Origin of the sequence: Streptomyces sp. NPDC058534 (assembly GCF_042717365.1) — a bacterium.
Taxonomy (GTDB): domain Bacteria; phylum Actinomycetota; class Actinomycetes; order Streptomycetales; family Streptomycetaceae; genus Streptomyces.
This window is the reverse complement of the sequence record NZ_JBHXNW010000008.1, coordinates 96,231-109,232: the sequence shown is the minus strand read 5'-3', so window position 1 is coordinate 109,232 and position 13,002 is coordinate 96,231. Positions and strand designations below refer to the sequence as shown.

Annotated in this window: 12 protein-coding genes and 1 tRNA gene; 11 read left to right on the top strand and 2 right to left on the bottom strand. The window is 68.9% G+C overall.

Annotated elements, in window-relative coordinates; all coding sequences use genetic code 11:
- Nucleotides 1-55 precede the first annotated feature (55 nt).
- The 8 genes from ACFWR9_RS07015 to ACFWR9_RS06980 all read left to right on the top strand — a co-directional run bounded on the left by ACFWR9_RS07015 (nucleotide 56) and on the right by ACFWR9_RS06980 (nucleotide 7,724).
- A complete protein-coding gene (locus ACFWR9_RS07015) occupies nucleotides 56-544 on the top strand; it encodes a PaaI family thioesterase (protein WP_383836700.1) in 489 nt (162 codons plus the stop codon).
- Between the two features lie 107 nt (nucleotides 545-651).
- Nucleotides 652-1,080 (top strand): hypothetical protein, encoded by a 429-nt coding sequence (locus ACFWR9_RS07010; RefSeq protein WP_383836697.1) that lies wholly within the window; start codon nucleotides 652-654, stop codon nucleotides 1,078-1,080.
- A complete protein-coding gene (locus tag ACFWR9_RS07005; RefSeq protein ID WP_383836694.1) occupies nucleotides 1,071-1,679 on the top strand; it encodes a Tat pathway signal sequence domain protein in 609 nt (202 codons plus the stop codon). The genes ACFWR9_RS07010 and ACFWR9_RS07005 overlap by 10 nt, the downstream gene beginning before the upstream one ends.
- 287 nt (nucleotides 1,680-1,966) lie before the next feature.
- A complete protein-coding gene (locus ACFWR9_RS07000; RefSeq protein WP_383836691.1) occupies nucleotides 1,967-3,202 on the top strand; it encodes a branched-chain amino acid ABC transporter substrate-binding protein in 1,236 nt (411 codons plus the stop codon).
- A gap of 124 nt (nucleotides 3,203-3,326) precedes the next feature.
- Complete coding sequence (locus ACFWR9_RS06995) at nucleotides 3,327-4,259, top strand: branched-chain amino acid ABC transporter permease (RefSeq protein WP_383836688.1); 933 nt, start codon at nucleotides 3,327-3,329, stop codon at nucleotides 4,257-4,259.
- Nucleotides 4,260-4,264: 5 nt separating this feature from the next.
- The gene (locus ACFWR9_RS06990; RefSeq protein ID WP_383836685.1) at nucleotides 4,265-6,091 is read left to right on the top strand and encodes a branched-chain amino acid ABC transporter permease; all 1,827 of its coding nucleotides are present in this window, start codon (nucleotides 4,265-4,267) and stop codon (nucleotides 6,089-6,091) included.
- 5 nt (nucleotides 6,092-6,096) lie between these two features.
- Nucleotides 6,097-7,011, top strand: coding sequence for an ABC transporter ATP-binding protein (locus ACFWR9_RS06985; RefSeq protein WP_383836682.1), 915 nt, complete (start codon nucleotides 6,097-6,099; stop codon nucleotides 7,009-7,011).
- Nucleotides 7,008-7,724, top strand: coding sequence for an ABC transporter ATP-binding protein (locus ACFWR9_RS06980; RefSeq protein WP_383836679.1), 717 nt, complete (start codon nucleotides 7,008-7,010; stop codon nucleotides 7,722-7,724). The genes ACFWR9_RS06985 and ACFWR9_RS06980 overlap by 4 nt, the downstream gene beginning before the upstream one ends.
- A 77-nt stretch (nucleotides 7,725-7,801) precedes the next feature.
- Here the strand turns inward: ACFWR9_RS06980 and ACFWR9_RS06975 are convergent, their stop codons facing one another.
- Nucleotides 7,802-8,458 (bottom strand): ANTAR domain-containing response regulator, encoded by a 657-nt coding sequence (locus ACFWR9_RS06975; RefSeq protein ID WP_383836676.1) that lies wholly within the window; start codon nucleotides 8,456-8,458, stop codon nucleotides 7,802-7,804.
- A 102-nt stretch (nucleotides 8,459-8,560) separates the two neighbouring features.
- Here ACFWR9_RS06975 and ACFWR9_RS06970 point away from each other — a divergent pair.
- Both ACFWR9_RS06970 and ACFWR9_RS06965 read left to right on the top strand, forming a co-directional pair.
- A tRNA-Leu gene (locus ACFWR9_RS06970) sits at nucleotides 8,561-8,644 on the top strand.
- Nucleotides 8,645-8,726: 82 nt separating this feature from the next.
- Nucleotides 8,727-9,485, top strand: coding sequence for a helix-turn-helix domain-containing protein (locus tag ACFWR9_RS06965; protein ID WP_383836674.1), 759 nt, complete (start codon nucleotides 8,727-8,729; stop codon nucleotides 9,483-9,485).
- Between the two features lie 26 nt (nucleotides 9,486-9,511).
- On the opposite strand, the gene pyk is transcribed toward ACFWR9_RS06965, so the two are convergent.
- Complete coding sequence (gene pyk / locus ACFWR9_RS06960) at nucleotides 9,512-10,936, bottom strand: pyruvate kinase (RefSeq protein ID WP_383836671.1); 1,425 nt, start codon at nucleotides 10,934-10,936, stop codon at nucleotides 9,512-9,514.
- A gap of 237 nt (nucleotides 10,937-11,173) precedes the next feature.
- On the opposite strand from pyk, the gene ACFWR9_RS06955 reads away from it, so the two are divergent.
- Entirely contained in the window at nucleotides 11,174-12,982 is a 1,809-nt protein-coding gene (locus tag ACFWR9_RS06955) for a bifunctional metallophosphatase/5'-nucleotidase (RefSeq protein WP_383836668.1), read from the top strand.
- Nucleotides 12,983-13,002: the final 20 nt, after the last annotated feature.

The following is a 13,002-nucleotide window of genomic DNA, read 5'->3' as shown; positions in this document are numbered from 1 at the left end:
CCCCACCGGGCGGCCGGCGCGCCAGCCATACGGAGCGACGAGACGGAGCCGGCCCATGGGCGAGCAGCAGCAGACGCAGTTCCCGCAGGAAGTCATCGACGAGTACGCCGCGCTCGGCGTCGACCTGCCCGCACTCTTCTCCGCCGGGCACCTCGGGACGCGCATGGGCGTGCAGATCGTGGAGGCGTCGGCCGAGCGGGTCGTCGGCACCATGCCGGTGGAGGGCAACACCCAGCCGTACGGGCTGCTGCACGGTGGCGCCTCGGCGGTGCTGGCCGAGACGCTCGGGTCGGTCGGCTCGATGCTGCACGGCGGCAGTTCCAAGATCGCCGTCGGCGTCGACCTGAACTGCACGCATCACCGCGGCGCCCGCTCCGGCCTGGTCACCGGGGTGGCCACGCCGGTGCACCGGGGCCGGTCGACGGCGACGTACGAGATCGTGATCAGCGACGAGCAGGACCGGCGCGTGTGCACCGCCCGTCTGACCTGCCTGCTGCGGGACGTGAACCCGGGCGACGCGGCCCCGGCGGGCGCGGCGGGCTGAGCGCCGACGGGCGCCCGGGAGCGCCCCGGCCGGCCCACGGCCTCTCCGGCCGAGGCACTCCCGGCCGAGGCATTGCCCCCGGCCACCCGCCGCCCTAGCTTCAGGGCATGGGACGGGGAGGGGCACCTTGGCCGGGGGCGTTGGCCGCCGCGACGGTCGTCGTCTCGCTCGCCGTCGCCGCCTGCGGCAACTCCGGTGGCCAGGACGCCGGTTCCGGCACCGCCCGCGAGGCGAGCGGATCGCCCGCGTCCGCGTCCGCACCCCCGTCCGCCCCCTCCCCCGCGGCTGCCTGCGTCAGCGCCGTCGGCTACTGGGCCCGCGAGCTGCTGGACGGCGGCGAGCCCTACGGCGACTACCAGTCGATGGGACTGTCCAACCGTCAGTACGGCATCCTGCGCGAGGTCGTGGCGGCCGCGCGGGTCACCGAGCGGGACCAGGGCGACCGCGCCGCAGGCGAACTGATCGACCGCCAGGTGCGCCAGGCGTGCGAGGAGCAGTACGCCGGCGGCGGTCCGAGCGACGGCCCGTGGCAGTGACGGGCGGCATCGGGCCCGTCGAGCCGGGCGAGGACACCCACCCCCGGGACCTGACCGCCCACACCCGCCCGCCCGGCCGGGTCGCCCGGGCCTACGAGCGTCACCGCCGGACCGTCCTCACGACCGCCGCGGCCCTCCTCCCGCTGCTCGGCGGCGGCTACCTGTACGCCGACCGGGCCCAGGAGCCGGCGGACGCTCCGCCGCCCTACCCCTCCCAGGCGGTCACGCTCGCATACCTGGACGCCGTGCCCGGCCCGAGCGGGGCGAAGGGCGGCGACTTCAGCTTCGCGGTGCGGCTGAGCGTCCGGTCGGGACCGCCCGTCACCGTGACGCGGATCGCCCAGCCCTCGGCCGGCCTCTCGGTGACCTCGTCGCCCGCGGCACCTTTCCAGACAAAGCGGCATTCCGCCAGCAAGATCATTGTCACGCTGCGGGTGACGGAATGCGATAAAGCGCCCCGGAACCCCGGATTCCCTTTCCTGGATGTAACGCTGCGTAATGCGCGCGCAATACAAGTCCACAGTTTCATCCTGGGGTCACGCTATGCGCGGCAGCTCTCGCAGGCACTTCAGGTCGCCTGCAGCAACGATTCGCGGTAATCACCAAAACGCTCCAGACGCCTGAACACAGGCGGCACGTCCTGCGAGTTCTCAGCATGCGGACAGGGCGAATCGGCCTGAATTCCGCCCTTCTTCCCAGCCAGTACCGCTCTGCATTACCCGGTGTCATAACAAGAGCGTCACAGCATGAGTCAGACCCTCCTCCACGTTCCCCACACACGCTTAGAGTCACGGCCAGTCACCGCGCCGTCGGATTGTCACTTCGGCCCAGCGCTCGACTCGGCCGTCTCCACGGGGAAGCGGCTGTGCCAGGGAAAGGACTGATCGTGCGTCAACGTTCGCTCATCGCCATCACCGCCGCTCTGGCGGCGGGAGCGCTCACCCTCACCGCCTGCGGTTCGCGCGACGACGACGGCGGCTCGGACTCCGGAAGCGGCGGCGGTGGCACCACCGTCGTCATCGGCGTCGACGCCCCGATGACGGGCGACCTGTCCGCGCTGGGCCTCGGCATCAAGAACTCGGTCGACCTCGCCGCGAAGACCGCCAACAAGGACAACTACGTCGACGGCGTCAAGTTCGAGATACAGGCGCTTGACGACCAGGGCCAGCCGTCCGTGGGCCAGCAGAACGCCACCAAGCTCGTCGCCAACGACGACGTCCTCGGTGTCGTGGGCCCGCTGAACTCGTCGGTCGGCGAGTCCATGCAGAAGGTCTTCGACACGGCCAAGCTGGTCGAGGTCTCCCCCGCCAACACCAACCCGGCGCTGACGCAGGGCGTGGACTGGCAGACGAAGAAGGTCCGGCCGTACAAGTCGTACTTCCGCACCGCGACCACGGACGCCATCCAGGGCCCGTTCGCCGCGCAGTACGTCTTCAACGACTCCAAGAAGAAGAAGGTCTTCGTCATCGACGACAAGAAGACCTACGGCGCCGGTCTGGCCGCCACCTTCACCGAGGAGTTCAAGAAGCTCGGCGGCCAGGTCGTCGGCACCGAGCACATCAACCCGGACAGCAAGGACTTCAACGCCGTCGCCACCAAGGTCAAGAACTCCGGCGCCGACGTCGTCTACTACGGCGGCGAGTACCCGCAGGCCGGCCCTCTCAGCAAGCAGATCAAGGCGGCCGGCGCGAAGATTCCGCTGGTCGGCGGTGACGGCATCTACAGCGCCGACTTCATCAAGCTCGCCGGCGCCAGCGGCACCGGTGACCTCGCGACCTCTGTCGGCGCGCCGGTCGAGGAGCTGCCCTCGGCCAAGGAGTTCGTCGCCAACTACAAGGCCGGGGGTTACAAGGAGGACTACGAGGCGTACGGCGGCTACTCCTACGACTCCGCCTGGGCGATCATCGAGGCCGTCAAGAAGGTCGTCGATGCCAACGACGGGAAGCTGCCCGACGACGCCCGCGCCAAGGTCGTGGACGCCATGCAGGACGTCTCCTTCGACGGTGTGACCGGCAAGGTCTCCTTCGACGAGTTCGGTGACGCGACGAACAAGCAGCTCACCGTGTACGCCGTAGAGAACGGTGCCTGGAAGTCGGTGAAGTCCGGCACCTACACCGGCTGATCAACCGCACGCACCACTGATCACGTGATCACGAGCCGCGCGGGGCGCTGTTCCACAGGCGCCCCGCGCGGACTCGCATCCGGCCACATCCGTCGATAGTTCCGAAAGTCTCGGAGGACATGCGGTGAACGAACTGCCGCAGCAGCTGGTCAACGGCCTGCTACTGGGATCCATGTACGGGTTGATCGCCATCGGCTACACAATGGTCTACGGCATCGTCCAGCTCATCAACTTCGCCCACGGCGAGATCTTCATGACCGGCGCCTTCGGCGCGCTCACGGTCTACATATACATTTTGCCCGACGGCACCTCCATGCTGATCGCCCTGCCCCTCATGCTCATCGGCGCCATGGTGGTCTCGGTCTCCGTCGCCGTCGGGGCGGAACGGTTCGCCTACCGCCCCCTGCGCGGCGCCCCCCGTCTTGCCCCGCTCATCACCGCCATCGGCCTCTCCCTCGCCCTCCAGCAGGCGATCTGGGCCTGGTACCCCGAGGCCAAGTCGGCGCGCAAATTCCCGCAGATCGACGGCGGCCCGTTCCACATCGGCAGCGTCACCCTCCAGACCGGCGACGTCTTCCTGCTCATCGCCGCCCCGGTCAGCATGGCCATCCTCGGTTACTTCGTGATGCGCACCCGCACCGGACGCGGCATGCAGGCCACCGCCCAGGACCCGGACACGGCCAAGCTGATGGGCGTCAACACGGACCGCATCATCGTGGTCGCGTTCGCGCTCGGCGCCGTCTTCGCCGCCGTCGGAGCCGTGGCCAACGGCCTCAAGTACGGCCAGATCGACTTCAAGATGGGCTTCATCCTCGGCCTGAAGGCGTTCACCGCGGCCGTCCTCGGCGGCATCGGCAACATCTACGGCGCCATGATCGGCGGCGTCGTCCTCGGCATCGCCGAGACCCTGGCCACCGCCTACATCGCCGACATCCCCGGCCTGGACAAGTTCGGCAGCCAGTCCTGGGCCGACGTATGGGCCTTCATCCTCCTCATCCTCGTGCTGCTGTTCAGGCCACAGGGCCTGCTCGGCGAACGCGTTGCGGACAGGGCGTGACACCGATGACCACACAGACCACAGCTCCGAAGACCTCCGGCGGCGTCGCCGGGGGCGACTCCGCCGGCCTCATCGGGATCCCCCCGCACCTCGGTCGCGCCCTCGCCACCGGCGGCGGTCTCCTCACCGTCGTCTCCACGTTCCTCGCCTGGACCTGGACCGCCGAGTTCCCCGGTGACCTCACGTTCTACGGCTACCCGGGCGGCCTCCAGGTGCTGGTGCTGATCGCCGGCGCCCTCACCGCCCTCTTCGGCCTCGCCTCGTACGGCGTCCGGGGGCTGCGCCGGCTGGTGCCCGCGGGTGCCGACGCAGCCCTGAAGTTCGCCGCGCTCTCCGCCTTCGCCACCACCTGGTACACGGTCATCGCGATCAGCGCCCAGCTGGGCGGACTGGTCAACCTGGAGCCCGGCGCCTACGTCGGGGCCGCGGCCACCCTGATCGCCTTCCTCGGCTCGCTCGCCCTGCCCTTCGAACGGCCGGAGCCCGACCCGTTCGACCCGGACGACACCGGCTGGGAGCAGTTCAAGCACAAGAGCTCGAACGGCTGGCAGAGCGTCAAGGCGGCCTTCGCCTCCGGCACCCCGCGCCCCCTGCGCGCGCTGCCCTCCTACGTCGAGATCCTGATCATCGTCGCCGTCCTCGCGGTCGCCCTGCTCGTCTTCACCTACGGCATCGGCACCGAGTACGACGAACTCTTCGTGGGCTTCCTGCTCACCGCCGGTCTCGGGTTCGCCGCCCTCAACAAGGCCGGGCTGATCGCCCAGGCCACGCAGATCACCGCACGGCACCAGAACATCACCGTCTGCGGCGCGTTCATCGCGGCGGCCTGCTTCCCCTTCACCCAGACCGACGACCAGTACGCCACCCTCGGCGTCTACATCCTCATCTTCGCCACGGTCGCCCTCGGTCTGAACATCGTCGTCGGCCTCGCCGGCCTGCTCGACCTCGGTTACGTCGCCTTCCTCGGTGTCGGCGCCTACGCCGCCTCGATGGTCTCCGGCTCGCCCAGCTCGCCGTTCGACCTGCACCTGCCCTTCTGGGCCGCGGTCCTCGTGGGCGCCGCGGCCTCGCTGGTCTTCGGTGTCCTGATCGGCGCCCCGACCCTGCGGCTGCGCGGCGACTACCTCGCCATCGTGACCCTCGGCTTCGGTGAGATCTTCCGGATCACCGCCAACAACCTGGACGGCACCTCGGGACCGGACGTCACCAACGGCTCCAACGGCATCTCGTCCATCCCCGACCTCAAGGTGCTCGGCTTCGACCTCGGCGTCCAGCACGACATCGGCGGCTTCACCATCGGCCGGTTCGCCAACTACTTCTTCCTGATGCTCGTCATCACGGCCGTGGTCGTGCTCGTCTTCCGGCGCAGCGGCGACTCCCGGATCGGCCGTGCCTGGGTCGCCATCCGCGAGGACGAGACCGCCGCGCTCGCCATGGGCATCAACGGCTTCCGCGTCAAGCTCATCGCCTTCGCCGTGGGCGCCACCCTCGCCGGTCTCGCGGGCACCGTGCAGGCGCACGTCACCTACACCGTGACGCCCGAGCAGTACCTCTTCGCCGGCACCACCCCGCCCAACTCGGCCTTCCTGCTCGCCGCGGTCGTCCTCGGCGGCATGGGCACCATCGCCGGCCCGCTGATCGGCGCCTCGCTGCTCTTCCTGATCCCCAACAAGCTCCAGTTCCTCGGCGACTACCAGCTCTTCGCCTTCGGACTCGCGCTCGTCCTGCTCATGCGCTTCCGTCCGGAAGGTCTCATCGCCAACAGGCGCCGCAAGCTGGAATTCCACGAAGAGGCCGAAGCGCCCACCACCCTGAGCAAGACAGGGGCCTGACCACCATGACCACCGACACCACCACCAGGGACACCGCCCCGGGCGCACCCGCCCCCGGCACCACCGTCCTCGACGCGCGCGGCGTCACGATGCGCTTCGGCGGACTGACGGCCGTGAACGGCGTCGACCTCACCGTCAACAGCGGGGAGATCGTCGGCCTGATCGGCCCCAACGGCGCCGGCAAGACCACCTTCTTCAACTGCCTGACCGGCCTCTACATCCCGACCGAGGGCGAGGTCCGCTACAAGGACCGGGTCCTGCCGGCCAAGTCCTTCAAGGTCACCGCCGCCGGCATCGCCCGGACGTTCCAGAACATCCGGCTGTTCGCCAACATGACGGTCCTGGAGAACGTCCTCGTCGGCCGCCACACGCGGACCAAGGAGGGCTTCTGGTCGGCCGTCCTGCGTGGACCGGGCTTCCACAAGGCGGAGAAGGCCTCCCGGGAACGCGCCACGGAGCTGCTGGAGTTCGTGGGCCTGGCGAGCAAGGCCGACCACCTCGCGCGGAACCTGCCCTACGGTGAGCAGCGCAAGCTGGAGATCGCCCGCGCCCTCGCCAGCGAGCCGGGGCTGCTGCTCCTGGACGAGCCGACGGCAGGCATGAACCCGCAGGAGACGCGGGCCACCGAGGAACTGGTCTTCGCCATCCGCGACACGGGCATCGCCGTCCTCGTCATCGAGCACGACATGCGGTTCATCTTCAACCTCTGCGACCGCGTCGCCGTCCTCGTGCAGGGCCAGAAGCTCGTCGAGGGCGACAGCGCGACCGTGCAGGGCGACGAGCGGGTCATCGCCGCCTATCTCGGCGAACCCCTGGAGAACGACCCCGGTGCCGCGGAGGCCGCCGAGGTGGAGGCCGCCGAGGCCGCCCAGGCCGACGCCTCCTCGGACACCTCGGCCGGCAAGGAGAACGACCGATGACCGCACTGCTCGAGGTCGAGGACCTCCGCGTCGCCTACGGCAAGATCGAGGCCGTGAAGGGCATCTCCTTCAAGGTCGACGCCGGTGAGGTGGTCACCCTCATCGGCACCAACGGCGCCGGCAAGACCACCACCCTGCGCACCCTGTCGGGCCTGCTGAAGCCGGTGGGCGGCCAGATCAAGTTCGGGGGCAAGTCCCTCAAGAAGGTCCCCGCGCACCAGATCGTCTCCCTGGGGCTCGCCCACTCGCCCGAGGGGCGGCACATCTTCCCCCGCATGACGATCGAGGACAACCTCCGCCTCGGCGCCTTCCTGCGCGGCGACCGGGCGGGCATCGAGAAGGACATCCAGCGCGCCTACGACCTGTTCCCGATCCTCGGTGAGCGCCGGAAGCAGGCCGCGGGCACCCTCTCCGGCGGTGAGCAGCAGATGCTCGCCATGGGCCGCGCCCTGATGTCCCAGCCCAAGCTGCTCATGCTCGACGAGCCCTCCATGGGCCTCTCCCCGATCATGATGCAGAAGATCATGCAGACGATCGCCGAGCTGAAGTCCCAGGGCACCACCATCCTGCTCGTCGAGCAGAACGCCCAGGCGGCCCTGTCCCTGGCCGACCACGGCCATGTGATGGAGGTCGGCAGCATCGTCCTGTCCGGCAGCGGGCAGGACCTGCTGCACGACGAGTCGGTCCGTAAGGCCTACCTCGGCGAGGACTGACGGCAAGCACGTCCGGCCGTACGACGAGGCCCGCGCCCCCAGTGGGGACGCGGGCCTCGTGCACGTATCGCGAGGGCTCAGCCCTTGGACGCCTTCTTCTCCTCGGCGTCCTGGATGACCGCCTCGGCCACCTGCTGCATGGACATCCGCCGGTCCATGGAGGTCTTCTGGATCCAGCGGAAGGCGGCCGGCTCGGTCAGGCCGTACTCCGTCTGGAGCACGGACTTGGCCCGGTCCACCAGCTTCCGCGTCTCCAGGCGCTGGCTGAGGTCGGCGACCTCCTTCTCCAGCTCCTTCAGCTCCGTGAACCGCGAGACGGCCATCTCGATCGCCGGAACGACGTCGCTCTTGCTGAACGGCTTCACGAGATACGCCATGGCGCCGGCGTCCCGGGCCCGCTCCACCAGGTCGCGCTGCGAGAACGCGGTGAGCATCAGCACCGGCGCGATGCTCTCCTCGGCGATCTTCTCGGCCGCGGAGATCCCGTCCAGCTTGGGCATCTTCACGTCGAGGATCACCAGGTCCGGCCGGTGCTCGCGGGCCAGCTCCACGGCCTGCTCCCCGTCCCCGGCCTCGCCGACGACGGAGTAACCCTCCTCCTCCAGCATCTCTTTGAGGTCCAGCCGGATGAGCGCCTCGTCCTCGGCGATGACGACACGGGTCGTCAGCGGAGGCACGTGCGACTTGTCGTCGTCGGGCACGTCAACGGGCTGGGGCGACTCGGGGGCGGTCACGTGGGCGCTCCTTGTTCCGGGGCAGGCGGTACTGCTTCCAGCAGGGTACCTAGCTGCGGCTGCGCACAGGGAACCGGTACACTTCCCTCCAGGTCACGACCTGCCCGGTTGGAGGAATCTGGTCAGACTCGCGGTGCTCAAACCACCGTGCCTTCGGGCATGTGGGTTCGAATCCCACACCGGGCACAGGTAAAAGCGGAGGCTCACGTTCTCGTGAACCTCCGCTTTTCACTGCGTGTCGCAGCGCCCAGTCACTCACGGTGTGCGTATGTACGATCTCAGCACACGCAAGCGAGCGCTCGCCCTCGTGGCACAAGGCCGCAGTCTGAATTCAGTGAGCCGGGAGACGGGCATTTCCCGGGCGGCGATCCGGGCCTGGCTCAAACGCCTGGAGCCGCTGCCCCGCATGGCTCCTGCGGACCCCGGGCCCCCCTCATGCGAGCGGTCATACTCCTACCTTCTGGGCCTGTACCTGGGCGATGGCTGCATCAGCGCTCACCCCCGTGGAACGGGCTTCTACCTGCGCATTGCCTGCGCCAACGCATGGCCCGGACTCATCCGGCAATGCCGCGAGGCCATCACGCAGGTACGCCCCGGCTTGGGCGTCTACGCGTTACAGAAGGAGGGCTACAAGATGGTGACCAGTTACTCGCGCCACTGGCCCGACCTCTTCCCGCAGCACGGACCGGGAAAGAAGCACGAGCGCGAGATCTCACTCGACTCCTGGCAGCAGGCGATCGTAGACGTCTACCCCTGGGAGTTCGTCCGCGGACTCATCCACTCCGACGGTTGCCGTATCACCAACTGGACGACCCGACTCGTGGGCGGTGAGCGCAAGCGTTACGAATACCCTCGGTACTTCTTCACCAACACGTCGACCGACATCGTCAGGCTCTTCACCACCACCCTCGACCGCGTCGGTGTGGAGTGGAAGTCACTCAATCAAAGCCGCGCGGCCGTCACCATCTCCGTCGCCCGCAAAGCCTCCGTAGCCCTCATGGACGCCCACGTGGGCCCCAAGTACTGACCCGGGACCCAAGCCGTCACCCTCGGTCAGTCCTCGCCGATGTGATGCACCCGCACCAAGTTGGTCGTGCCCGACACCCCCGGCGGCGAGCCGGCCGTGATGACCACGACGTCGCCCTTCTCGCAGCGCCCGTACCTGGTGAGCAGTTCGTCCACCTGGTCGACCATCGCGTCCGTGGAGTCCACGTGCGGGCCAAGGAAGGTCTCCACCCCCCAGGTCAGGCTCAGCTGTGAGCGGGTGGCCGGCTCCGGGGTGAAGGCGAGCAGCGGGATGGGCGAGCGGTAGCGGGAGAGGCGGCGCACGGTGTCGCCGGACTGGGTGAAGGCCACCAGGAACTTCGCGCCGAGGAAGTCGCCCATCTCGGCCGCGGCCCGGGCCACCGCGCCGCCCTGGGTGCGGGGCTTGTTGCGCTCGGTCAGCGGGGGCAGGCCCTTGGCCAGGATGTCCTCCTCCGCCGCCTCGACGATCCGGGCCATGGTGCGCACCGTGTCGGTCGCGTGCTTGCCGACGCTCGTCTCGCCGGACAGCATCACGGCGTCCGTGCCGTCGATGACCGCGTTGGCGACGTCGGAGGCCTCCGCGCGGGTGGGACGGGCGTTGTCGATCATCGAGTCGAGCATCTGGGTGGCGACGATGACGGGCTTGGCGTTGCGCTTCGCCAGCTTGATCGCGCGCTTCTGGACGATCGGCACCTGCTCCAGGGGCATCTCGACGCCGAGGTCGCCGCGGGCGACCATGATGCCGTCGAAGGCCGCGACGATGCCCTCGATGTCCTCCACGGCCTGCGGCTTCTCGACCTTGGCGATGACGGGGAGGCGGCGGCCCTCCTCGTCCATGATGCGGTGCACGTCGAGGATGTCCCGCCCGCTGCGCACGAAGGACAGCGCGATCACGTCGAAGCCGCCGCGCAGGGCCCAGCGGAGGTCGTCCTCGTCCTTCTTCGACAGCGCGGGGACGGACACCGCGACACCCGGGAGGTTGAGGCCCTTGTGGTCGGAGACCATGCCGCCCTCGATCACCGTCGTGCGGACGCGGGGCCCGTCTACGCCGGTGACCTCCAGGCAGACCTTGCCGTCGTCGACAAGGACGCGCTCACCGGGGGTGACGTCGGCGGCGAGGCCGGCGTACGTGGTGCCGCAGGTGTGGCGGTCGCCCTCGACGCCCTCCTCGACGGTGATGGTGAAGGTGTCGCCGCGTTCAAGGAGTACGGGCCCCTCACCGAAGTGGCCGAGGCGGATCTTCGGACCCTGAAGGTCGGCGAGGGTGCCGACACTGCGGCCGGTCTCGTCGGACGCCTTCCGGACACGGCGGTAGCGCTCTTCGTGTTCGGCGTGGGTGCCGTGGCTGAAATTGAAGCGGGCGATGTCCATTCCGGCGTCGACCAGGTCCTTGATCTGGTCGTACGAGTCGGTGGCGGGCCCAAGAGTGCAGACGATCTTTGCTCGGCGCATGGGTCGAGCCTAAGACTTACCGGCCGGTAGCGAATTGGCCACGTATGACCACTCAACAACCTTTGAGTAAAGGGTTATTGACAACTGTTGAATTGTGCGCCGGGGCGCTCCGATGAGCATTCCGGGCGGTTCTTATTACGCCTTTCGGGCAATTGAGCGACCCCCTGTTGACAGGCGAGGCGATCACGCAGGAATCTACGCGCGTTGTTGATGCCGTGCCATCAAGGAGATCTCGTCATGCCGTTGAACCGCCGGAAGTTCCTGAGCAGGTCCGCCGTGACGGGGGCGGGGGTCGCGCTTGCCGGTGCGACGGCGGCTCCGGCGGCCGAGGCGGCGCCCGCCGCGCACCGGGGCCGCAGGAGGCCCAAGCGGTACGCGCTGACCGTGCTGGGCACCACCGACCTGCACGGACACGTCTTCAACTGGGACTACTTCAAGGACGCCGCGTACACGGACGCGGCGGGCAACGCCCAGGGGCTGGCGCGCGTCTCGGCCCTGGTCGACCAGGTCCGCGAGGAGAAGGGCCGCCGCAACACGCTGCTCCTCGACGCGGGCGACACCATCCAGGGCACCCCGCTGACGTACTACTACGCGAAGGTGGACCCGATCACCGCCAAGGGCGGCCCGGTGCACCCGATGGCCCAGGCGATGAACGTCATCGGGTACGACGCGGTGGTACTCGGCAACCACGAGTTCAACTACGGCATCGAGACGCTGCGGAAGTTCGAGGAGCAGTGCGACTTTCCGCTGCTCGGCGCGAACGCGGTCGACGCGAAGACGCTGCGGCCCGCCTTCCCGCCGTACTTCATGAAGACCTTCCGGGTGAAGGGCGCGCCGCCGGTGAAGGTGGCGGTGCTGGGCCTGACCAACCCCGGCATCGCGATCTGGGACAAGGCGTACGTGCAGGGGAAGCTCGCCTTCCCGGGGCTGGAGGAGCAGGCGGCGAAGTGGGTGCCGAAGCTGCGCTCGATGGGCGCCGACGTGGTGGTCGTCTCGGCACACTCCGGCTCCTCGGGCACGTCCTCCTACGGTGACCAGCTCCCGTACGTCGAGAACGCGGCGGCCAACGTGGCGAAGCAGGTGCCGGGCATCGACGCGATCCTCGTCGGGCACGCGCACCAGGAGATCGCGGAGCTGAAGGTCGTCAACGACGAGACCGGGAAGACCGTCGTCCTGTCGGAGCCGCTGTGCTACGCCGAGCGGCTCACCCTGTTCGACTTCGAGCTGGTATTCGAGCGAGGTCGGTGGCACGTGGAGTCGGTGAAGGCGTCGCTGCGCAACACCAACACGGTCGCCGACGACCCGAGGATCTCCAGGCTGCTGACCGACGAACACGCGAAGGTCGTGGCGTACGTCAACCAGGTCGTCGGCACCGCCACCGAGACGCTGACGACGGTGGCGGCGCGGTACAGGGACGCCCCGATCATCGACCTGATCACCAAGGTGCAGGAGGACGTGGTCAAGGAGGCGCTGGCGGGCACCGAGTACGCGTCGCTGCCGGTGCTGGCGCAGGCGTCGCCGTTCTCCCGGACCTCCGAGATCCCGGCCGGCGACGTGACCATCCGGGACCTGTCGAGCCTGTACGTGTACGACAACACGCTGGTCGCGAAGGTGCTGACGGGCGCGCAGCTGCGGGCCTACCTGGAGTACTCGGCGGAGTACTACGTCCGGACGGCTGCCGGTGCTCCCGTGGACGTGGACAAGCTGACCAACGCGGGCGGCCGTCCGGACTACAACTACGACTACGTGTCGGGGCTGACGTACGAGATCGACATCGCGCAGGCGGCCGGGTCACGGATCAGGAACCTCTCCCATGGCGGCGCTCCGCTCGCCGACGACCAGCAGTTCGTGCTGGCGGTGAACAACTACCGGGCCAACGGCGGCGGTGCCTTCCCGCACGTGGCGTCGGCCAAGGAGCTGTGGGCGGAGTCGACGGAGATCCGTACGCGCATCGCCGAGTGGGTGACGGCGAAGGGCGTGCTTGACCCGAAGGACTTCGCGTCCGTGGACTGGTCGCTGACGCGGGACGGCACGCCGGTGTTCTGATCCGGCCCCGCCGGGCGGGC

What these genes read in the sequence shown, in the direction of transcription:
- pyk (WP_383836671.1), bottom strand. Translation starts at nt 10,936, where the DNA reads ATGCGCCGAGCAAAGATCGTCTGCACTCTTGGGCCCGCCACCGACTCG.
- ACFWR9_RS06985 (WP_383836682.1), top strand. Translation starts at nt 6,097, where the DNA reads ATGACCACCGACACCACCACCAGGGACACCGCCCCGGGCGCACCCGCC.
- ACFWR9_RS06990 (WP_383836685.1), top strand. Translation starts at nt 4,265, where the DNA reads ATGACCACACAGACCACAGCTCCGAAGACCTCCGGCGGCGTCGCCGGG.
- ACFWR9_RS06980 (WP_383836679.1), top strand. Translation starts at nt 7,008, where the DNA reads ATGACCGCACTGCTCGAGGTCGAGGACCTCCGCGTCGCCTACGGCAAG.
- ACFWR9_RS07015 (WP_383836700.1), top strand. Translation starts at nt 56, where the DNA reads ATGGGCGAGCAGCAGCAGACGCAGTTCCCGCAGGAAGTCATCGACGAG.
- ACFWR9_RS07010 (WP_383836697.1), top strand. Translation starts at nt 652, where the DNA reads ATGGGACGGGGAGGGGCACCTTGGCCGGGGGCGTTGGCCGCCGCGACG.
- ACFWR9_RS06965 (WP_383836674.1), top strand. Translation starts at nt 8,727, where the DNA reads ATGTACGATCTCAGCACACGCAAGCGAGCGCTCGCCCTCGTGGCACAA.
- ACFWR9_RS06955 (WP_383836668.1), top strand. Translation starts at nt 11,174, where the DNA reads ATGCCGTTGAACCGCCGGAAGTTCCTGAGCAGGTCCGCCGTGACGGGG.